Origin of the sequence: Sphingomonas sp. PWP1-2 (assembly GCF_049898305.1) — a bacterium.
Classification (GTDB): Bacteria; Pseudomonadota; Alphaproteobacteria; order Sphingomonadales; family Sphingomonadaceae; genus Sphingomonas; species Sphingomonas glacialis.
This window is the reverse complement of record NZ_JAFCXM010000007.1, coordinates 1-21,136: the sequence shown is the minus strand read 5'-3', so window position 1 is coordinate 21,136 and position 21,136 is coordinate 1. Positions and strand designations below refer to the sequence as shown.

Annotated in this window: 22 protein-coding genes; 21 read left to right on the top strand and 1 reads right to left on the bottom strand. The window is 64.5% G+C overall.

The window, feature by feature from the left end:
- Positions 1–424 precede the first annotated feature (424 nt).
- The 18 genes from ACP7C5_RS16505 to ACP7C5_RS16420 all read left to right on the top strand — a co-directional run bounded on the left by ACP7C5_RS16505 (position 425) and on the right by ACP7C5_RS16420 (position 17,835).
- Positions 425–1,798 (top strand): carbohydrate porin, encoded by a 1,374-nt coding sequence (locus ACP7C5_RS16505; protein ID WP_426265073.1) that lies wholly within the window; start codon positions 425–427, stop codon positions 1,796–1,798.
- A gap of 8 nt (positions 1,799–1,806) precedes the next feature.
- On the top strand, positions 1,807–2,019 hold the full coding sequence (locus tag ACP7C5_RS16500; RefSeq protein ID WP_426265072.1) for a hypothetical protein: 213 nt from the start codon (positions 1,807–1,809) through the stop codon (positions 2,017–2,019).
- A 37-nt stretch (positions 2,020–2,056) separates the two neighbouring features.
- Positions 2,057–3,802, top strand: coding sequence for an ABC transporter permease (locus tag ACP7C5_RS16495; protein WP_426265071.1), 1,746 nt, complete (start codon positions 2,057–2,059; stop codon positions 3,800–3,802).
- Positions 3,803–3,829: 27 nt separating this feature from the next.
- A complete protein-coding gene (locus ACP7C5_RS16490) occupies positions 3,830–5,134 on the top strand; it encodes an AAA-associated domain-containing protein (RefSeq protein ID WP_426265070.1) in 1,305 nt (434 codons plus the stop codon).
- A gap of 182 nt (positions 5,135–5,316) precedes the next feature.
- Complete coding sequence (corA, locus tag ACP7C5_RS16485; protein ID WP_426265069.1) at positions 5,317–6,285, top strand: magnesium/cobalt transporter CorA; 969 nt, start codon at positions 5,317–5,319, stop codon at positions 6,283–6,285.
- A gap of 37 nt (positions 6,286–6,322) precedes the next feature.
- Positions 6,323–7,564, top strand: coding sequence for an esterase-like activity of phytase family protein (locus ACP7C5_RS16480; RefSeq protein ID WP_426265068.1), 1,242 nt, complete (start codon positions 6,323–6,325; stop codon positions 7,562–7,564).
- Between the two features lie 91 nt (positions 7,565–7,655).
- Positions 7,656–7,844: a hypothetical protein gene (locus tag ACP7C5_RS16475; RefSeq protein ID WP_426265067.1), complete on the top strand. Its 189-nt coding sequence runs from the start codon at positions 7,656–7,658 to the stop codon at positions 7,842–7,844.
- A gap of 394 nt (positions 7,845–8,238) precedes the next feature.
- Positions 8,239–9,222 (top strand): P-type conjugative transfer ATPase TrbB, encoded by a 984-nt coding sequence (trbB, locus tag ACP7C5_RS16470; protein ID WP_426265066.1) that lies wholly within the window; start codon positions 8,239–8,241, stop codon positions 9,220–9,222.
- The gene (locus tag ACP7C5_RS16465; protein ID WP_426265065.1) at positions 9,219–9,551 is read left to right on the top strand and encodes a TrbC/VirB2 family protein; all 333 of its coding nucleotides are present in this window, start codon (positions 9,219–9,221) and stop codon (positions 9,549–9,551) included. The genes trbB and ACP7C5_RS16465 overlap by 4 nt, the downstream gene beginning before the upstream one ends.
- Complete coding sequence (locus tag ACP7C5_RS16460) at positions 9,551–9,820, top strand: VirB3 family type IV secretion system protein (RefSeq protein ID WP_426265064.1); 270 nt, start codon at positions 9,551–9,553, stop codon at positions 9,818–9,820. Before ACP7C5_RS16465 ends, ACP7C5_RS16460 begins: the two co-directional genes overlap by 1 nt.
- Before the next feature lie 10 nt (positions 9,821–9,830).
- The gene (gene trbE / locus ACP7C5_RS16455) at positions 9,831–12,266 is read left to right on the top strand and encodes a conjugal transfer protein TrbE (protein ID WP_426265063.1); all 2,436 of its coding nucleotides are present in this window, start codon (positions 9,831–9,833) and stop codon (positions 12,264–12,266) included.
- Positions 12,263–13,012 carry a P-type conjugative transfer protein TrbJ gene (gene trbJ / locus ACP7C5_RS16450; RefSeq protein WP_426265062.1) on the top strand — a complete coding sequence of 250 codons (750 nt, stop codon included), beginning with the start codon at positions 12,263–12,265 and terminating at the stop codon, positions 13,010–13,012. Before trbE ends, trbJ begins: the two co-directional genes overlap by 4 nt.
- Before the next feature lie 9 nt (positions 13,013–13,021).
- Complete coding sequence (trbK-alt, locus tag ACP7C5_RS16445) at positions 13,022–13,390, top strand: putative entry exclusion protein TrbK-alt (RefSeq protein WP_426265061.1); 369 nt, start codon at positions 13,022–13,024, stop codon at positions 13,388–13,390.
- Between the two features lies 1 nt (position 13,391).
- Positions 13,392–14,663 carry a P-type conjugative transfer protein TrbL gene (gene trbL, locus ACP7C5_RS16440; protein WP_426265060.1) on the top strand — a complete coding sequence of 424 codons (1,272 nt, stop codon included), beginning with the start codon at positions 13,392–13,394 and terminating at the stop codon, positions 14,661–14,663.
- 4 nt (positions 14,664–14,667) lie between these two features.
- Positions 14,668–15,351 (top strand): conjugal transfer protein TrbF, encoded by a 684-nt coding sequence (gene trbF / locus ACP7C5_RS16435; protein WP_426265059.1) that lies wholly within the window; start codon positions 14,668–14,670, stop codon positions 15,349–15,351.
- On the top strand, positions 15,348–16,361 hold the full coding sequence (gene trbG / locus ACP7C5_RS16430) for a P-type conjugative transfer protein TrbG (RefSeq protein ID WP_426265058.1): 1,014 nt from the start codon (positions 15,348–15,350) through the stop codon (positions 16,359–16,361). The genes trbF and trbG overlap by 4 nt, the downstream gene beginning before the upstream one ends.
- Complete coding sequence (locus tag ACP7C5_RS16425; RefSeq protein WP_426265057.1) at positions 16,358–17,611, top strand: TrbI/VirB10 family protein; 1,254 nt, start codon at positions 16,358–16,360, stop codon at positions 17,609–17,611. The genes trbG and ACP7C5_RS16425 overlap by 4 nt, the downstream gene beginning before the upstream one ends.
- Positions 17,611–17,835, top strand: a complete 225-nt coding sequence (locus ACP7C5_RS16420) for a DUF2274 domain-containing protein (protein WP_426265056.1) — start codon at positions 17,611–17,613, stop codon at positions 17,833–17,835. The genes ACP7C5_RS16425 and ACP7C5_RS16420 overlap by 1 nt, the downstream gene beginning before the upstream one ends.
- A gap of 134 nt (positions 17,836–17,969) precedes the next feature.
- On the opposite strand, the gene ACP7C5_RS16415 is transcribed toward ACP7C5_RS16420, so the two are convergent.
- Positions 17,970–18,284: a hypothetical protein gene (locus tag ACP7C5_RS16415; RefSeq protein WP_426265055.1), complete on the bottom strand. Its 315-nt coding sequence runs from the start codon at positions 18,282–18,284 to the stop codon at positions 17,970–17,972.
- Between the two features lie 144 nt (positions 18,285–18,428).
- Here ACP7C5_RS16415 and ACP7C5_RS16410 point away from each other — a divergent pair, with 144 nt between their 5' ends.
- From ACP7C5_RS16410 to ACP7C5_RS16400, 3 genes are all read left to right on the top strand, one after another.
- Positions 18,429–19,523 (top strand): hypothetical protein, encoded by a 1,095-nt coding sequence (locus ACP7C5_RS16410; RefSeq protein ID WP_426265054.1) that lies wholly within the window; start codon positions 18,429–18,431, stop codon positions 19,521–19,523.
- Between the two features lie 158 nt (positions 19,524–19,681).
- On the top strand, positions 19,682–20,593 hold the full coding sequence (locus ACP7C5_RS16405; protein WP_426265053.1) for a hypothetical protein: 912 nt from the start codon (positions 19,682–19,684) through the stop codon (positions 20,591–20,593).
- Positions 20,594–20,604: 11 nt separating this feature from the next.
- Positions 20,605–21,075, top strand: a complete 471-nt coding sequence (locus ACP7C5_RS16400) for a MauE/DoxX family redox-associated membrane protein (RefSeq protein ID WP_426265052.1) — start codon at positions 20,605–20,607, stop codon at positions 21,073–21,075.
- Positions 21,076–21,136 lie beyond the last annotated feature (61 nt).

Here is a 21,136-nt window from a genome sequence, read left to right as displayed (position 1 = left end):
AGGGTATAGGTGGCGCCGTGTCGAGTCGTCGGAAGCGGTTCGGCCGGTGTCGCGCGCAGCGGCACCGCAACACGAGCACAGGAATGCGATGACCAGCCGATCCAGCCCCCCGTCCGGCGATGGCGACAGTCGAGGCTCAACCTCGACGCTGACCATTGCTGATAACGACTGGGTCCGGAAAAGGCCGTTGTTCGAGGGTTTGCCCAAGGGCTGACCGATCGGGCGACGCCTTTCAGGACTCGGTGCAACCGAGTTCTGACAAGGAGGTCGCCCCATGACCCAAACTCCGCCACTGTTTCTGCCTGCTGCCCGCCACCGCGATCCTGACGTCCGCCTCCCTCTACCAGCGCATTGCACCCAGGCATGCTTCGTCGCGCTCTTTGTCGCAAAGCGCGGCTAGGCCGGCGCAAAGAGGGATCATCCGATGACCGTACGGAAACTTCCGGGCGCGATTGCGCTCGGCCTGACGCTGGGAATGCGGTGTTGCGCTCCGGCAGTTGCACAGGACACCCCGCAAGCGGCAGTAGCACCGTCCTCGCCAGCGCCAGCGCCGGCACCGGAGACGGAGGACTGGGCGGTGCATGCCCAGGCGACCTTCGTCACCCAGGGCGTGTTCGGGTTCCGCTCACCCTATGAGGGGCCGAACAGCCTCGCGCCCAGCCAGGTTAAGGAGACCTTCGACGCAACGCTCTATGCGGGCGTCCGTCCGTGGAGCGGCGCGGAGTTATGGATCAACCCCGAGATCGACCAGGGCTTCGGCCTGTCGAACACGCTCGGCGCGGCCGGCTTCCCGAGCGCCGAAGCCTATAAGGTCGGCAAGTCCAGCCCCTATCTCCGCCTCCAGCGGCTGTTCTTCCGCCAGACGATCGATCTCGGCGGTGAGGCCCAGGCCGTAGCAGGCGCCGCCAACCAGCTCGCCGGCACGCAGACCGCCAACCGGCTTGTGCTCACTGTTGGCAAGCTCGGTGTCGGCGACGTGTTTGACACCAACCGCTATGCGCATGATCCGCGCGGCGACTTCCTCAACTGGTCGGTCGTCGACGCCGGCAGCTTCGACTATGCCGCCGACGCCTGGGGCTACAGCTATGGCGTGGCGGCCGAATGGTATCAGGGGCCGTGGACGCTCAGGTTCGGCGCGTTCAACCTCTCCAAGGTGCCCAATGGCGAGACGCTTGAGAGCGACTTCAGCCAATATCAGCTCGTCGGCGAGATCGAGCATCGCCACAGCATTGCCGGCCATCCGGGCACGATCCGCGTGACCCTGTTCCGCAACCGCGGCAATTTCAGCCGGTTCGACGATCCGGTCGCGCTTGCTCAGGCGACCGGCGGGCCGGTCGATCCGACCCTCACCCGGCGCCGGATGACCCGGCCGGGCGGCGACATCAACATCCAGCAGGAAGTGAACGACACGCTCGGCCTTTTTGCGCGCGCTGGCCTCACCGACGGAGCGATCGAACCCTATGACTTCACCGATATCGACCGCACCGCGGCAATCGGCGGGGCGCTGAAGGGCAAGAGCTGGGGCCGCGCCGACGATACGATCGGCTTCGCCGCCGTCGTCAATGGTATCTCGAAGGCGCACGAACGCTATCTGAATGCTGGCGGGATCGGCGTGCTGGTGGGCGACGGCAAGCTCCCGCATCCCGGACCTGAGATGATCGCCGAAGCCTATTATGACTGGCAGCCGCTCAAGGGCGTCAATGTGACGTTCGATTATCAGTTCATCGCCAACCCCGCCTATAATCGCGACCGCGGCCCCGCCAATGTGCTGGCGTTGCGGCTGCACGGGGCCTTTTGAGATGTCCGGTGGCCCGGCGGCGTCACGCCTTGTGGTGGGAAGTGATGCTGCCCGCCGGCCTATGGCTGCTCGCGGCGCGCGTCGTGCTGAGGACCGCCAGACTGTGGCTGCGGATCGGTTTCCGATGGCCCCCGCTGACGTTTGCTGCCGCGCGGCTGTCGTCGCGGCTGTTCCGCACCGGCTTCCGCTCGTGGCGTTTCTGGCACGGCAAATGGCGATGACTGCCGTATCGGCCGAGGCCGGTCACCGAGGTGAGATATGAGCACCGAAAAGCAGCCTCTCCGTGTGTTGCCACCTTTCTCGCGCATGCTGCGGCTGACCCAGCCCAACCGGGCCGACGGGATCGCTTTCGTGATTCTCGCCGCATTAGCGCTACTGGTGTTCCGGGGCGCCGAGGGGGCGGTCGAGCCGCTGGCGAAGCTCCACCTCGAGCCGGTAACGCTCGATCCGGCTTACCTGCCTTATTATGCCCTGCGCACCGTGATCCGCATGTTTGCGGCGCTCGCCGCCTCGACCGTCTTCACGCTGGTGGTGGCGACGCTCGCGGCGCGCAGTCGGCGCGCCGGGCAGATCATCGTGCCCGCGCTCGACATCCTGCAATCGGTGCCGATCCTCGGGTTCCTCACCTTCACCGTAACCTTCTTCATGGGGCTGTTCCCCGGCAATATCCTCGGCGTCGAATGCGCGGCGGTGTTCGCCATTTTCACCAGCCAGGCATGGAACATGGCGTTCAGCTTTTATCAGTCGCTGCGCTCGGTCCCCACCGATCTTGAAGAGGTAAGCCAGGGCTTCGCGCTGTCGCCGATCCGCCGCTTTCTGAGACTCGACCTGCCCTTCGCGACCCCGCCTTTGGTGTGGAACGCGATGATGTCGATGTCCGGCGGCTGGTTCTTCGTCGTCGCGTCCGAAGCGATCACGGTTGGCAATACCACGGTCACGCTGCCCGGTGTCGGGTCATGGCTGGCGCTCGCCATTGAGCGGCAGGATTTCCGGGCGATCGGCGAGGCGGTGGCGATGATGGGGGTCGTCATCCTGATGTACGACCAGCTCTTCTTTCGCCCGATTGTGGCCTGGGCCGACCGCTTCCGATTCGAGCAGACCGCAAGCAACGAGCGGCCGGGCTCCTGGGTCTATGATCTGCTGCGTCGCACGCGGTTGCTGCCGCTACTCTTCGCGCCGGTTGCTGGAATAGGCCGACTGCTTCTCGCCCTCGATCCGGGGCGGACAGCCACGAGGCCCACACGGGAGCGGCAGCCGAACGCGCTCATCGAGCGGCTATGGCAGGTCGTCGTACTACTTGCGGTCGGTGCGGCCTTCTGGTGGTCGGCGCATTATGTGCTCGCCACGCTTGGCATAAGCGATATCGGCGAGGCGTTCGGGCTCGCCTGCCTGACGATGCTGCGCGTGATCGTGCTGATTGCACTCGCCAGCCTTGTGTGGGTGCCGATCGGCGTGTGGATCGGACTCAATCCGGTCTGGGCCGAACGGCTTCAGCCAGTAGCACAGTTCCTGGCGGCCTTTCCGGCCAATGTGCTGTTCCCGTTCGCGGTGATCGTGATCGTTCGCTGGAATCTCAGTCCGGACATCTGGCTCTCGCCCCTGATGATCCTCGGCACGCAATGGTACATCTTGTTCAACGTCATCGCTGGGGCGAGCGCGATCCCGAACGACCTGCGCGAGGCCGCCGGCATGTTCGGGGTGCGAGGCTGGCAATGGTGGCGCCAGGTCGCGCTGCCGGGAATTTTTCCATTTTACGTCACCGGCGCGCTCACCGCGAGCGGAGGTTCGTGGAACGCCTCGATCGTCGCCGAGGCGGTCTCGTGGGGCAATCAGCGGCTCGAGGCTCACGGCCTCGGCACCTACATCGCCAAGGCGACGACGGCTGGAGACTATCCGCGCGTCGCGCTCGGCATCGCGGTGATGTCGCTATTCGTGCTCAGTTTCAACCGGCTGGTCTGGCGGCCGATGTATGCGTTCGCCGAACGCCGCCTGCGCCTCGCCTGAACCGTCTTTGCATTAGGAGCCCATGTCATGGCCACCATCCTTGCCCCTCGCCCGCTCGTCGAGGTCGATGCGCTCCGGCACTATTATGGCGCCGCGCCGGGCGGTCATCTGGTGCTCGACGACGTCAACCTGACGCTGGTCGAGAATGAGATCGTCGGGCTGCTCGGCCGCTCCGGCTCAGGCAAGTCGACATTGCTGCGCTCGATCGCGGGGCTGATTCATCCGCGCGAGGGCGAGGTTCGCTTCAAAGCCGACGAGGCGGGCCGTGCACCGACGGTCAGCATGGTCTTCCAGACCTTCGCACTGTTCCCCTGGCTCACCGTGCTCCAGAATGTCGAATTGGGGCTGGAGGCGCAGAAGGTGCCTGCTGAGGAACGCCGCACCCGTGCTCTCGCGGCGATCGATCTGATCGGCCTCGACGGCTTCGAGAACGCCTATCCCAAGGAACTGTCGGGCGGTATGCGCCAGCGCGTGGGGCTGGCACGCGCGCTGGTCGTGAATCCGTCGCTACTGCTGATGGACGAGCCCTTTTCCGCGCTCGACGTGCTTACTGCGGAGACGTTGCGCACCGATTTGCTCGATCTCTGGTCGGAAGGACGGATGCCGATCAAGTCGATCCTAATCGTCACCCACAATATCGAGGAGGCGGTGCTGATGTGCGACCGCATCCTCGTCTTCTCCTCCAATCCGGGCCGTGTGGTGGCCGAGATCAGGGTCGACCTGCCGCAGCCGCGCGACCGGCTCGACCCGCCGTTCCGAGCCTTGGTCGACGACATCTATGCGCGGATGACGGCGCGTGCGCCCGCCATGCCGGCTCGCGACGGGCACTTCCCGGGCACGGGCATCACGATGGTGCTGCCCCGCGTCTCGACCAACACCCTAGCCGGCCTGATCGAGGAGGTGGACGGTACACCGTTCAACGGACGTGCGAGCATGGCGGAGCTGGCCGACTCGCTTCAGCTCGAGATCGACGACCTGTTCCCCATCGCGGAGACGCTTCAGCTTTTGCGCTTCGCCGAGTTGCAGGGGGCCGACCTCTTGCTCACGCCTGCCGCTCGCCATTATGCCGAGTCCGACGTCGATCAACGCAAGGCGCTGTTCGCCCAAGCGCTTGTCGCCCATGTCCCGCTGGTCCAGCATATCCGCCGCATCCTCGACGAGCGTGCCAGCCACACCGCCCCGGCACGCCGGTTCCGCGACGAACTGGAGGATCACATGTCGCCCGATTATGCCGAGGAAACGCTGCGGACGGTGACGCTCTGGGGACGCTATTCGGAGATCTTCGCCTATGACGAGGACAGCGACCAGTTCAGCCTCGAAGACCCTGAATGACCGTCCGGCTGCTGTTCGTGGCAATTGGGAGCGTATGGGGCGCGCTGGTCTGGCGACTGTGCTGGCGCTATCCCAATCGCCGTCCGCGCGGACGCTCAGGCCCGCGTCGATAGACGCGGCGTAGTTCCTGGATTAGCCGCAAACCGATAGGTCGGCCCGTCGAGGAAGAATTTGGAGACCCTATGACTGTCGTCGCCGCCTATCTCTACCGCAACGGCAAGCGCATCCGCGAGGTCGCGATCGACGAGAAAGTCGATTGCGCGCACGACAAGTCCGAATTCATCTGGGTTGGGATCGCCGATCCCCTCGAGAGCGAGCTGCGCACGCTGCAGGAGACATATGGCCTGCATCCGCTCGCCGTCGAAGACGCGCTGAAAGCGGACCAGCTTCCCAAGGTCGATATCTATGGCGACCAGCTTTTCGTGATTGCGCGCACCGCCCACCTCGAAAAAGACGAGATCGCCTACGGCGAGACCGCGATCTTCGTCGGCCACAGCCACATCATCAGCGTCCGTCACGGTTCGGCACGGGCGCATACCGAACTGCGTTCACAGCTGGAGGCCGCGCCGACGCTGCTCGTCCACGGCGTTGACTATGTGCTGCACGCGATTCTCGACTTCATCGTCGATGGCTATCTGCCGATGGTCGAGACGATCGAGGAGGAGGTGCTGGCGATGGAGCGCCGTGCGGTCGATAATTTCCTCGGGCGTGAGGAGATCAACCGCATCTTTTCGCTGCGCCGCGAACTGATGCGCTTCCAGCGTGTGCTTGTGCCGATGGGTGAGGTCGCGGGCAAGTTCGTGCGGATGGAACTGCCCTGCATCGACGCTGAGGCCAAACCTTATTTCAACGACGTGCTCGACCATGTCCGCCGCGTGCAAACGATGGTCGACGATCTGCGCGAGGTGCTGACCTCGGTGTTCGAATTCAGCAACCTGCTCGAACAGCAGCGGACAGGTGCCATCACGCGCCAACTTGCTGCCTGGGCCGCCATCCTCGCTGTGCCGACAGCAATCGCCGGCATCTACGGGATGAATTTCGAACATATGCCCGAACTCAAGACGACGTACGGCTATTTCATCGTGCTCGCCGTGATCGCGATGATTTGCGCCGCCCTCTTTATCCGCTTCAAGCGGATGAAGTGGCTGTGATCACCCCGATGGCGCTTGTGCGAGGGCGATTCTCAAAATGACCGATGAACCGTATTTGACGGCCAGGGTCACGCGGTTGGCCTATATAGACGAAGAGCTCGGTTCGATCGATCTGCCCAGGCGCAGCCTCATAGTCACGCGCGGACTTGGATCTGGCCTCGCGCACCGCGCGGGCGAGCCGGCGGATCGGATATGGGCGATCGGGGACCGCGGCCCCAATCTGAAGATACCGTTCGCGATCGACCATTATGGCATCCGGCATCTCGATCGCCATGCGGAGATCGAAGGCGCCAAGGTGATGCCGTGCCTGAACATCGGACCGGCGATTTCCGAACTGCGGATCGAGGCTGACCGTGTTGTCCATGTCCGCACCATGCCCTTGCGGGACCGAAGCGGGAGGCAGCTATCAGGCGCGCCCATCCCGGGCGGTTTCAGCGAGCCGGCTTTCGATCTCGACGGGGCGCCGATCCATCCGGATCCGTCTGGAGCCGATACCGAAGGCATTGCCGCCGCAGCCGACGGGACATTCTGGATTGCCGACGAGTATGGTCCCTCCTTGCTGCATGTCGCGGCCGATGGGACCGTGCTTGTGCGCTGGGTGCCCGAGGGTTGCAGCCATTGGTTCCGCGGTGTCGATTTCCCGGTGGTCGAGGCGCTTCCCGCAATCGCCGCCCGGCGTCAGCTTAACCGTGGATTCGAGGGCCTCGCCTTGTCGGAAGACGAGACGTCGCTGTATCTCGCCTTCCAGAGCCCGCTCGCCCATCCCGATGAGCATGCTCACCGCCGCGGGCGGCACGTACGCATCTGGAACGTGAAACTCGCGACGGGCACTGTCGTCGCGGAGTATCTCTATCCGCTTGACGAGCCGGACACTTTCCGCCGCGATATCGAGCTTGGCCGGGTGCAACGGGAGGATATCAAGGTCAGTGAACTCGTGGCGATTGGCGGCAACCGGTTGCTGGTGCTCGAACGTGGCTCGGCGACAACGAAGCTGTATGCGGTGGTGCTCGATCCGGCGTGCGTGATCGATCGCGCTCATCTCAATATCACAACGCGGCCGACGCTTGAGGAACTGAGCGAATCGGGTGAGGTCGAAGGGTGGATTCCGCAGCTCGTGAAGACGTTGGTCTTCACGACGGACGACCACAGGCAAGTGGACGCAGATCTGGAAGGAATCGCGCTACTGTCGCCGCGCTCCCTGTTGCTCGTCAACGACAATGATTTTGGTATCGAGAGCGTCCCAACCAGCTTCTGGCGCATCGATCTGGCGTCGGTCTGATGCTCCTGGTCCTCGGTGCGGGCCTGATCGATGAAGACTGTTTCCGATCGGCCGCCGGCTTCCTGTATATCGAGGCAAAGGAAGGGGGGCCATGACCTACACTGTTGTTTGGTTGAAAGGTGAGACTGTGCTCGCGACCACCAACTTCGATGACCTCAGCCCTGCCAAGCGCCACGCAAAGGAACATTTCCCGATCCAGAAGAACAGGCGCGGCGCAACGGCGGTGGAGGTTCGGGATGACCAGGGCGTTCGCCATTTTCTGCATGGAGATGAGCGGTAAGGTCGGCTGAACGACGATGGCGCTGAGCGAGCCCTGGCTTGGGTTCGCTGCCGGTTGGCCATGCCGCTCGACCTGACCGCAACGCTGATCACGCGACGGCACGACCTTGGCCGTTGACAGAAGCCGGATCAGGGGAGCCGCAAGCGACCCGCCTGACGCCCGAACCCCAGGCAAGCCTGGGCCAGACGATCACGACCTCGCGCTCAATCCTTCCGCCCCCCACCGAAATCGCCGGTTGGGTGCAGCTCCCGATCGATAGGAACCGCCGTTCTCCTGTCTTTCTACGCTGCCTTGCGATGCGGCGAAATCCTTGTTGCGCAACGTAGCCTTGCGGCTCTCTTAATCGTCCCCGTTCGCCGGACGCCTCCGTCCGGCACCCTGACAGGGGACCGTCTTGACCGTTCATCCGATCAGATCCGAAGCTAGCCTGCGCGGTGCCAGAATGCTGCGTACGGCGCTCGGTCCGTCCATCTCGACCTGGCTCGAGGATCCGGCGGTGGTTGAGGTGATGCTCAACCCCGATGGCCGACTGTGGGTCGATCGCCTTGCAGAGGGTATTGCCGATACGGGCCAGATTCTCTCCGCCGCCGATGGCGAGCGCATCGTTCGTCTGGTCGCGCATCATGTCGGTGTTGAGGTTCATTCGAGATCCCCCCGCGTGTCTGCCGAGCTTCCCGAGACGGGGGAGCGTTTCGAGGGTCTGCTGCCGCCCGTCGTTGCGGCGCCGGCCTTCGCGATTCGCAAGCCCGCTGTCGCGATCTTCACGCTCGACGACTATGTCGAGGCCGGGATCATGTCACGCCTCCAGGCGGAGGCGCTCCAGCACGGTGTCTTCAGCCGCCAGAACATTCTGGTCGCCGGCGGCACGTCCACCGGCAAGACGACGCTCACCAACGCTCTGCTTGCCGAAGTCGCGAAGACCACCGATCGCGTCGTCCTGATCGAGGATACCCGCGAGCTGCAGTGCGCGGCGCCGAACCTCGTCGCGATGCGCACCAAGGACGGCGTGGCGACGCTATCTGATCTCGTACGATCCAGCCTGCGCCTGCGGCCCGACCGAATCCCCATCGGCGAGGTCCGTGGGGCCGAGGCACTCGATCTGCTCAAGGCCTGGGGCACCGGCCACCCCGGTGGCATTGGCACTATCCATGCCGGTACGGCGATGGGAGCGTTGCGGCGGATGGAGCAACTCATCCAGGAAGCGGTGGTCACCGTGCCCCGCGCGCTTGTCGCCGAGACGATCAACCTCATCGCTGTCCTCGTGCGCGACGGACACGGGCGACGTCTGTCCGAGCTTGCCCGTGTCGAGGGGCTCGGACCCGATGGTGATTATCGGCTCACGCAACTTCCGATCGCCAACAATGGAGATATCGCATGACGCTTTCTATCGTCCCCACGCGCCCGCGCCTGGCTGCGCTCGCAGCTTGTTCACTCTTCGCGCTGGCGATCACGAGACCGGCCTATGCCGCTGGATCATCCATGCCGTGGGAAGCGCCGCTGCAATCGATCCTCGAATCGATCCAGGGGCCGGTCGCCAAGATCGTCGCGGTGATCATCATCATTGTCACCGGCCTGACTCTGGCGTTCGGCGACACGTCCGGCGGTGGTCGCCGCCTCATCCAGATCGTGTTCGGCCTGTCGATCGCGTTTGCGGCAAGCTCCTTCTTCCTGAGCTTCTTCAGCTTCGGCGGCGGGGCGCTGGTCTGATGGACACCGGCGAGCCGATCGCGGGCTTTTACGCTCCCGTCCACCGCGCGCTGACCGAGCAGATCCTGCTCGGCGGAGCACCGCGTGCGGTGGCTATCGCGAACGGCACGCTGGCCGGCGCGGTCGGGCTCGGGCTTCGGCTCTGGCTCGCCGGGATCGTCATCTGGGCGATCGGTCACATGGCGGCGGTGTGGGCGGCCAAGCGCGACGCGCAGTTCGTCGACGTCGCCCGCCGGCACCTCCGCTACCCCAGTTTCCTGCGCGCGTGAGGCCCGGTCGATGTTGTCGCTCCGCGAATATCGAAATAGCTCGGCAAACCTCGCCGACTTCCTGCCCTGGGCGGCGTTGGTCGCCGAGGGCGTGGTCCTCAACAAGGATGGCAGCTTTCAGCGTACCGCGCGCTTTCGCGGACCGGACCTGGATTCGGCGACGCCGGCTGAACTGGTCGCGACCACCGGCCGCCTCAACAATGCGCTGCGCCGGCTTGGGTCGGGCTGGGCGATCTTCGTCGAGGCGCAGCGCCATGCCGCTCAGCATTATCCTTCGAGCAGCTTTCCCGATCCGGCTTCCGCGCTGGTCGATCGCGAGCGCGCCGAGCAATTCGCCGAGGAAGGCGCCCATTTCGAGAGCAGCTATTTCCTGACGCTTCTATGGATGCCGCCGGCCGAGGACGCGGCGCGCGCCGAAGGCTGGCTGTTCGAAGGCCGGGCGCAAGCCGGCATTGATCCCAGGGAAGTGCTGGCGAGCTTCGTCGACCGCAGCGGTCGCGTGTTGCAGCTGGTCGAAGGGTTTGTGCCCGAAGTCGCCTGGCTCGATGACGGCGAGACACTGACCTATCTCCACAGTACGATCTCGACCAAAGTCCAGCGGGTTCGCGTTCCCGAAACACCGATGCACCTCGATGCGCTGCTGGCCGACGAGCCATTGACCGGCGGGCTCGAACCGCGGCTTGGCCGCGATCATCTGCGGACCCTGACCATTACCGGCTTTCCGACGGTCACCTTCCCCGGGCTGCTCGACGAACTGAACCGGCTCGCCTTTCCGTATCGCTGGTCGACCCGCGCAGTGATGCTGGACAAGACCGATGCGACCAAGGTCCTGACGCGGATCAGGCGGCAATGGTTCGCCAAGCGCAAGTCGGTCGCAGCGATCCTGAAGGAGGTGATGACCAACGAGGCCTCGACGCTGCTCGACAGCGATGCGTCGAACAAGGCCGCCGATGCTGACATGGCGCTGCAGGAACTGGGCTCGGACATGATCGGCCAGGCCTATGTGACCGCCACGGTCACGGTGTGGGACGTGGATCCGGCGCTCGCGGCCGAGAAGCTGCGGCTGGTCGAGAAGGTCATCCAGGGCCGCGATTTTACCGTGATCGCGGAAGGCATGAACGCGATCGAGGCTTGGCTCGGCAGTCTGCCCGGCCATGTCTACGCCAATGTCCGCCAGCCTCCGGTCTCGACGCTCAATCTCGCGCATATGATCCCGCTCTCGGCGGTCTGGGCGGGACCGGAGCGCGACGAGCATCTGGCTGGGCCGCCGCTGTTCCTTGCACGAACCGAAGGCTCGACCCCGTTTCGTTTCTCGCTGCATGTCGGGGATGTCGGCCACACGCTGATCGTCGGCCCGACCGGCGCCGGCAAATCGGTGTTGCTCGGGCTGATGGCGATGCAGTTCCGCCGGTACGAGGGGGCACAGGTGTTCGCCTTCGACTTTGGCGGCTCGATCACCGCGGCGGCGCTCGCGATGGGCGGGGACTGGCAGAATCTCGGCCACAGTCTTTATGATGATGCGCCGGGCGGTGTCCTTCTTCAGCCGCTCGCAAGGATCGATGATCCGGCCGAGCGCAACTGGGCGGCCGAATGGCTGGCGGCGATTCTGACGGCCGAAGGCGTGACGATTGATCCCCAGGCCAAGGAGCATCTCTGGTCCGCGCTTGGATCGCTGGCTTCAGCGCCGGTCGCGGAGCGCACGCTGACGGGCCTCGCCGTCCTCCTCCAGGCGCAGGCGTTGAAGCAGGCGCTGGCACCTTATTGTGTCGGCGGACCTTATGGTCGGCTGCTCGACGCGGAATCCGAGCGGATCGGCAACGGCAAGGTCCAGGCGTTCGAAACCGAGGGTCTTGTCGGCACGGGGGCGGCGGCTGCGGTCCTGTCCTATCTGTTTCACCGCATCGAGGGTCGGCTCGACGGGTCGCCGACGCTGATCATCATCGATGAAGGCTGGCTGGTGCTCGACAGTCCTGCGTTCGCCCAGCAGCTGCGGGAATGGCTGAAGACGCTGCGCAAGAAGAATGCGAGCGTTGTGTTCGCGACCCAGAGCCTGGCCGATATCGAGACTTCGACCATTGCGCCGGCGATCGTCGAAAGCTGTCCGACCCGCATCTTCCTGCCGAACGAGCGTGCGGTCGAGCCGCAGATACTGAGCATCTACCGGCGGTTCGGACTGAACGGCCGCCAGATCGAGATTCTCGCCCGCGCGACGCCGAAGCGCGACTATTATTGCCAGTCGCGACGCGGCAACCGCCTGTTCGAGCTCGGGCTCGGCGACATTGCTCTCGCCTATGTCGCTGCCTCTTCAAAGGCTGACCAGCTCCGCCTTGCTCAGCTGATCGACGCCAAAGGCACCGATCAATTCGCAGCAGACTGGCTCCGCATGCGCGGCCTCGATTGGGCCGCCGATCTCTTGCCCACCATCACCACGGAGATATCGTCATGAAAAGCTTCTTCGTTCGTCGGATCGTCATGTCTGGCGCCGCGGCGATCGCGTTGGCAGCCACCAGCGTTCCCGCGGGCGCGCAGTTCGGCGGCATCGTCTACGATCCCACCAATTACGCCCAGAACGTGCTGACCGCGGCGCGCTCGCTCGAGCAGATCAACAACCAGATCCAGCAGATCCAGAACCAGGCGACCTCGCTGATCAACGAGGCGAAGAACCTGGCCTCGATGCCCTTCTCGACGGTCGCGCAGTTGCAGGCACAGGTGCAGCGCACCCAGCAACTGCTGAGCAGCGCCCAGCGTATCGCCTATGATGTACAGTCGATCGACCAGGCGTTCAGCACCAAATATCAGGGCGCAAGCATATCGTCCTCGGACCAGGCACTGGTCGATGGCGCCAAGGATCGCTGGCAGACTTCGGTTGGTGCGTTCGAGGATGCGTTGAAGGTCCAGGCCGGCGTCGTCGGCAATATCGATGGTGCCCGGACTACGATGAACTCGCTGGTGACGTCGAGCCAGTCGGCTTCCGGTGCGCTGCAGGCGGCCCAGGCCGGGAACCAGCTGCTCGCACTCCAGTCCCAGCAGCTTGCCGATCTGACCGCATTGATGGCGGCCCAGGGCAGGGCGCAGGCGCTCGATGCCGCCGGGCGCGCGGCGGCGCAGGACCAGGCGCGCGAACAGCTTCGCCGCTTCCTGACGCCCGGCACCGGTTATCAGCCGGGCTCGGTGTCGATGTTCCACAACTGAGGTCCAGTCATGCAGACCAAGACAGTCGTTCGCATCGGCGCGGTCGCGTTCGTCGCACTCGCCCTGACCGTTAGCGCGCTTCAGCTCCGGATGTCGCCGGGGCCGGTCGAGCCTGACCGGGCTGGTGCGCCACTTGCCGCCGGCACTAACACGCTCTGGCCGGAGCTGGTCCGCTGCCAGTCGATCGGCGCGGCCGGGGCGACCGATCGTGACTGTCTGCGCGCCTGGGCGGAAAACCGCCGGCGCTTCCTCGCGCCCGGTGCGCGGCCGGCCGCGGTTCTTCCTACCGCGCCGGTCGTGAACGGCTCGGCAAGCAATGAAGCGGGCATCGGTGTGCGGGACCAGACTGCGCGCGACGCTCCCGGCGAGGCGAACTGAGATGGGCGGCACCGGCGTCATCGACCGCTTCCTCGAGGTTTTCACCAGCTATATCGATTCCGGGTTCGGGCTGCTCCACGGCGAGGTCGCGTTCATCGCGACAACGCTGATTGTCATCGACGTGACGCTGGCGGCCCTGTTCTGGACGATGGGCGAGGGCGACGACATCATCGCCCGGCTCATCAGGAAGACGCTGTTCGTCGGCATCTTTGCCTATATCATCGGCAACTGGAACGGTCTGGCGAAGATCGTCTTCAACAGCTTTGCCGGGCTCGGCCTGAAGGCGAGCGGCACCAGCTTCACCGCTGCCGAACTGCTGCAGCCGGGGCGGGTCGCGCAGGTCGGGCTCGATGCCGGCCGGCCCATCCTTGAGTCGATCTCCGGGCTGATGGGCTATGTCAGCTTCTTCGAGAACTTCATCCAGATCGTCGTGCTGCTGTTCGCCTGGGTGGTGGTGCTGCTCGCCTTTTTCGTGTTGGCGATACAGCTCTTCATCACCCTGATCGAGTTCAAGCTGGCGACGCTCTGTGGGTTCGTGCTCATTCCGTTCGGCCTGTTCGGCAAGACCGCGTTCATGGCCGAGCGCGTGCTCGGCAATGTCGTCTCCTCGGGCATCAAGGTGCTGGTGCTTGCTGTGATCATCGGCATCGGCTCGACGCTGTTCGACCAGTTCACCTCTGCGATCGGTACCGCTCAACCGACGATCGAGGACGCGATGACCATCGTGCTCGCCTCGCTGACCTTGCTCGGCCTCGGCATTTTCGGGCCTGGCATCGCCAACGGCATCGTCTCGGGCGGTCCACAGCTCGGCGCAGGCGCCGCTGCCGGTACGGCGCTGGCCGCCGGTGGCGTCGTCGCCGGCGGTGTCGCGGCCGCCGGGATGGTCGCGGGCGCAGCTGGCGGTGCAGTCAGCGGCATTGCCGCCGCCGGTACGCGCGCCGCCAGTGGTGCCGCCAATGCTTACAGTCTCGGTTCGGCGGGGAAGACCGGCGCGGCCAGTGTTGCCGGTGGTCTTGGTGGTGTCGGCAAGGCCGCGGCCGGCGCGGCCATGTCGCCGCTGCGTCGCGCCGCGGCAGCCATGAAACCGAGCCCGACTGCGGCCACCGGCTCACCCGGCGGGGATGCTTCCGGAAAGGGTGGCCAGCCTGCCTGGGCCGCCGCCATGAAGCGCCGCCAGGCGATGACCCATGCAGCGACCGTCGCCGCGCACACACTGCGCTCCGGCGATGGCGGGGGCGCCGGCTCCTCGGTCGATGTCAGCGAGAAGGACTGATTCCATGTTTCGACGCCCAAATATCCGATACGGCAAGGCGCCTGAGCCGGAGACGCCCTATCAGCGCGCCGCCCAGGCCTGGGACGACCGGATCGGTTCGGCACGCGTGCAGGCAAAGAACTGGCGGCTCGCCTTTTTCGGGACGCTGATGCTGTCGGGCGGTCTTGCGGGCGGTCTCGTCTGGCAGGGTGCCCGCGGGACGATCGTTCCCTGGGTCGTCGAGGTGAACAAGCTGGGCGAGGCGCAGGCCGTGTCTCCCGCCACGGCCGAATACCGGCCGACAGATCCCCAGGTCGCGTTCCATCTCGCCCGCTTCATCGAGGAGGTCCGGAGCATTACCGCAGATCCGATCGTCGTGCGGGAGAACTGGCTGAAGGCTTACGACTTCACCACCGACAAGGGCGCGCTGGCGCTCAATGACTATGCCCGCACCAACGATCCATTCGCCCAGATTGGCAAGGTCCAGGTTGCGGTCGATGTATCGAGCGTCATCCGGGCCTCGTCCGACAGCTTTCGCGTGGCGTGGACCGAGCGCCACTATCAGGATGGCAGCCTCGCCGGGACCGAGCGCTGGTCCGCGATCCTGACCATCGTCGTGCAGCCGCCGCGCACGCCGGACGCACTTCGGAAGAACCCGCTGGGCCTCTTCGTCAACGCTATCAACTGGTCGAAGGAGCTGAGCCAATGACCGCGCCGCATTTCCGTAAATCCGCCATTCCGGTGCTGCTGATGTCAGCGACGCTTGCCGGATGCGCAACCGCATCGGCAAAACCGCCCGCCATCAGCTTCGATGATGCGGTGCCGGCGGTGCAGGCATCGCCGTCGGCCGCACCGGTCGAGGTCGTGGCCATTCCGACGCCTCTCCCGCTTCCGGGGCAACTGAAACCCCTGACGGACACCGCGCCTCGATCCGACCGGAGCGACCCGAGATCGCGCATCGGCGCTGCCAATGAGGCGGCGCGCATTCAGCCGGCCAGGGACGGGTTCCTGAATGCGATCCAGCAATATCCCTGGAGCGACGGCGCGCTCTACCAGCTCTATGCCGCGCCGGGCCAGGTGACCGACATCGCGCTGCAGGAAGGTGAGCAACTCGTCGGCACCGGCCCGGTGGCGGCGGGCGACACCGCCCGGTGGATCATCGGCGACACGGTGAGCGGCAGCGGCTCAGGCAGCCGCGTTCATATCCTGGTCAAGCCGACCCGGGCCGACCTCGCCACCAACCTGGTGATCAACACCGACAGGCGGACCTATCATCTCGAACTCAGGGCAACGCCTGCAACCTATATGGCCTCAATCTCCTGGACCTATCCGCAGGACCAGCTGATCGCGCTGCGCGGCGCGAATGCCGCCGTGGCGAATGCGGCGCCGGTCGCGGCGGGCGTCGATCTTGCGTCACTCAACTTCCGGTACGAAGTGCAGGGCGACAATCCGCCCTGGCGGCCGCTCCGCGCGTTCGATGACGGGCATCAGGTGTTCATCGAATTTGCCGCAGGCGTCGCGCAGGGCGAGATGCCGCCTTTGTTCGTTGTCGGCGAGGCCGGCCAGGGCGAACTCGTCAATTACCGGGTCCGCGACCGCTACATGGTGGTCGACCGGCTGTTCGCCGCCGCCGAACTTCGGATGGGCACGAAGAAGAGCGAGACCAAAGTGCGCATTGTTCGGAGCGACGGACACCGTGCCGGAAAGGGGCGGCGATGAGTGAGCCAACGGAATCCGCGGTGGCGGTTCCCGATCTCCGGCTCCGCGGCGATCCGCCTCGGGTGATGCGGCTGTCTCGCAAGGCGCTGGTGGTGCTGGCCTTGCTCGCCAGCGCCGGCATCGGCGGATCGCTCTTCTATGCGTTGCAGCCGGCGCATCGCCAGGCGGCGGAGGAACTCTACAACACCGATAGCCGCTCGACCGCTGACAGCGTGACGAGTGCGCCGAAGGATTATGGCCAGGTGCCCAAGCTGGGGCCGCCATTGCCGGGAGACCTTGGCCGTCCGATCGTCTCGGCGCAGCAGCGCGGTGCCGATGTGCCGGCACCACCCATTGGTCCGGGAGCCGGGACGCCAACGGCCAGCCAGGCGACGAGCCCTGCGGCGAACGCCGCTCAGGCGGCCCGCCAGCGGATCCGGCAGGAGCACGACGCCGCGCGCACGAGCAAATTGTTCCTCGGGACCGCGGTAGCGAGTAGCGCAGGATCTGGCAGGCTGACGTCACCGCCGGACCTGGATGGCGCCAGAGGCAATGACGGGCCGGGTGCCGGCGGAGCCCCGACGGCCGCTTCGCCGCAGGCCGAAGACACCGCCCAAAACGGCCAGGCGGCGAAGCGCGCGTTCATGAAAGCGGGGACTGATCGCCCCGCAGCGAGTGCAAACCGGCTCGAGGGACCAGCGTCGCCCAACATTCTCCAGGCCGGCAGCGTCATCGCCGCAGCGCTGATTACCGGCATCCGCTCCGACCTCCCCGGGCAGATCACCGCTCAGGTCACCCAGAACGTCTATGACAGCCCGACCGGCAGGATTCTCCTGATCCCTCAGGGCTCAAAGCTTGTCGGCGAGTATGATTCGAAGGTTTCGTTCGGCCAGAACCGTGTGCTGCTCGCCTGGGATCGGCTGATCCTGCCGGATGGACGCTCGCTCGCCCTCGATCGCCTGCCCGGCGCCGACGCGTCGGGATTTGCGGGATTGCAGGACGGGACCAACTATCACTGGGGCGGGATCGCGAAAGCGGCACTGCTCTCGACCGCGCTTGGGATCGGCTCCCAGGCCGGCTCGAACGGCAATGACGATCTTGCCCGCGCCATCCGTCAGGGCACGTCGGACACGATCAATCAGGCCGGCCAGCAGATCGTCAGGCGCCAATTGAACGTCCAGCCCACACTCACCATCCGTCCGGGCTATCCGTTGCGTGTTATCGTCACGCGCGACCTGGTCCTGGCACCCGTCGAACAGGGAGGTGGCTGATGGTCGCGCTGAAACTCGGACCTCTGGTCGAAGACAAGCCGGTACGTCTCACGGTGGAGCTGCCGGGGCCGGTCCACCGCGATCTCGTCCGCTATGCCGCCGCTCTCGGCGCGCAGACCGGGCAAGCGCCGGTTGCGCCGGATAAGCTCGTCGCGCCGATGCTGGAACGGTTCATGGCCACCGATCGGGCGTTCACGAGGGAACGAGACCGTCGGCGATCGTAGCGACCGTGACCTGATCCCGCCCAACTGGCCTGCCGGTTGGGATCGCCCCCGCAGCGGGGATTAATGCCCGGCGGCGCGTCGGCCTCCGCTGTTGTTATATTTCCTCGGATGACGGGTCTTGATGTCCGAAGTTTTTAAAGCAATCTGGAGGACCGCAACGCCTCGACCTCATTGGCAGTCTGAATAAAGTTGAGCGTCGGATGAGCGTCGGAGCAGATCGCCCTGATCTGTAGTTCATCCATCAATTCCGAAAGGTTCGCCGCGGCGAGCTTGCGGTTCCGGTATCCTCCGCCGTCGCGGTATGCGGCGACCGTCGCAGTCACGTCGCGAACCGCCCGACGTTGCGGATTTAGTCGCGCTCCGTCTTCGTGAAGCCGGCACATAGTTATGTCATCGATTAGCCGCAGGCTAACCGGGCTGGCGGCAATCACGGTTACGAAGTCGTTCATCGAAAGGCTCCTCCAGTTAAAGGAGCCCCGATGCTCTACACCTCCCATCGCTCAATTCAGACGGGATACTAGCGCTTTACGACTAATCTTCGCCGTGCGCACCAATCCCGCGGAGCTGCCACATGAGTTGAGGGAAACGCGGTCGTGCTGAATGCTGCCGCAACGAGTTTTCGCGCTGGTCCGAAGTCCGGTTTTTCTATAATAAGCGCATTCGGCAATAAAGGAGCGGCAATGAACTCTTTGTCGGCGAAGCTGAGAGAGCTGCTAAGAAAGCTTCTTAAGTTGGCTCTGGGTGCCCTGTTCGGGTGGATCATCGCTTTCATCGAAATCTGGAAGCGAGTGTGTCGGGGCCGCGCGTCCGCCCCGCCCGCGCAACCCTGCATGACCATCCCGGCGGACGTCTACAAACGTCCCGATCCCATGATCTACGATCAGTATGAGCTCTTGGCGAACGGGATCGCCGTTACTTGGGACAACCCCGACATAAAGCTATACCGCAACGACAAGGAAGTCGCGGCCATGGACGTCGTCGCCGGTGGGCACTACCGGATCGTGGCGCGCTGCTGGAATGGGTCGTTCGATGGTGCTGCCGTGGGTTTGCGTGTGCGGTTCAGCTACCTTTCTTTCGGTGTGGCGACAAAAAGCAACGAAATTGGAATTTCGAAAACCGACCTTGGGGCCAAAGGCACGCCAAGCTGTCCGGCCTTCGCGGAAATCGAATGGGATGCTCCGACCGAAGACGGCCATTACTGCTTGCAGGCTGAACTGCTCTGGGAAGACGATCTCAATCCCGGGAACAACCTGGGCCAGAAGAATCTGACTGTGAGTCACTTCCAGTCTCCCGCTCTTTTTAGCTTTCGGCTCCGAAACGACGCAACATGGCGCAGGCGTTTCGAAATGCTAGCTGACGATTACGTCATCGCTCCCCTCGATCCCTGCAAGACAGTCGAGCCGGATCTTCAGCGCGGCAGGCGGCCGAAACGGTCCTATGCCACGCAGCGACGCGAAGCCCTCGCCCTCCTTGCCGAGAGACAAGGCCGCGACAAATTTCCAATTTCTGACGGTTGGTCGGTCGTTATCCTGCCGTCTGTGGTCGAGCTCGATCCCGAGGAGGAAATCTCCGTGACGGTCAAGCTGGTACCGCCGGATGGACTGCCGCATCCACGCAAGACGATCAACGTCAACGCCTTCGCCGACGGACGCCTCGTCGGCGGGGTCACGCTGACCGGGGAGGGATGACCATGGCCGCTACGGAAGAAACCGGATGTGTCGAGCCCAACCAGTGGGATGGCCACACTCCCGGTCCCGTTGGCCCCGTCGCTGTCGGCGGCCTGGTCGGGGGTTTTTCAGGCGCTATGGGCCTCCTGATCTTGCTGTCGCCTGTCTGGGCGGGACTCTTGAGCAATCCCCTCACTGCACCGTTCGGTGCGGCCCTGGCGGTAGGGGCGCTCGCGCTCGGGTTCGTCTACGGCTTCATTGATGGCATGTGTAACGCCTGGATCAACAATCGGCTGATCTGTCTGCATCCCGATATCTGCGCGGTCGGATGGGTCCAGGCCGATCCCGAGAGCTCGGATAAGTGGAAGATCTTCCGGGAAGGCGAGCCGTTCTTCGACGACGACTATAATTTCAACCTCACCTTGGCCCCGCACAATGACGCTGACCCGCGGAGCGCGGTGGTCGCTGACCAGTTCCAAGGCACCGACTGGCTTGCCAACGATCCAAGAGTTACCGCGCTTGGCCTCACATATACCGACGATCGAAATGCGCTCCACTGCGAAATTGAGTCCAGTCGGGCATCAACGACCTGCACGGTTCTCAAAGCAATGTCGCCATTCATCACGGCCGCCCTACTTGGCTGCATTGCCGGCTTTTGGATTGCTTGCTTGTTACTGCTCCTGTTGATCGCTGCTGCCATCGTCATCTCGCGGATCGCTGAGCACGAAGGAACGCCGGCAGATGTCTCGAGCGATGGGTCGGGTGTCGTCCACGCTGGTGATTGTCTGGTGATCTCGGGGCGTCATGTGTACGATGGCGGTCACCCGAATGCCTGGAACGAAATTCATCCCGTCCGGCATCTTCAGAAGCTCGTTGGACAAGACGCGGCGGAGATTCAGCGCCAAGCGCCAGGAGCCCCGACAGTCATCGCGGTGACCGATCCCGTACGCATGACGATTCGGGATCGGTGGTGTGAAAAGCTCGGGGAGATTCAGATCGGACTGACGGACGGCAGCCGCGATCGACCGGAGAATGGGTGGGGCGCCCATCCATTACTCGACGGGTGCGAGCCAGCCCCTGTCCTTCACTGAGCCCTGAAGGAATGATCCAAAAGGCCATCGAGCTATCGACGCTCTTGCTCGCTCTGGCGTTCGGAAGCGCCGGGTTGGCGAAAATCCTCGTAGGCAGCGAGGTGACGCGCTTTTGTCGAGCACTCGGCATGAACGGCCGATTGGCACGACTGACGGCATCCTTGCTTCCGCCGACCGAACTGGCAGCCGCGTTCGGCCTGCTGCATCCAATCACGCGTCCCGCGGCGACGCTTGTCGTCTGGCTGCTCTCGCTCAGTTTTGTAGGGGTAACGGCCTACGCCTTCGCCATGGGCGACCAGCCGTTCAGGTCGATCCCCCATTGTTCCTGTTTTGGAAGATCGAGACCAATTTCCTTTGGCGTCGCAGGGGTCATTCGTGCGTACGCGCTATGCGCCTTGGCCAGCTTCGTCGTATGGACAGGTCCTGTCAACGCCGGTCGGATTCCAGGCCAGCGGGGCGGAGTAAAAGCAGGCCATTGTTGATGCGGGCCTGACGATATGAAGAGGGCCCCGATCGGGGCCCTCTTCATATCGTTGTCGTCGT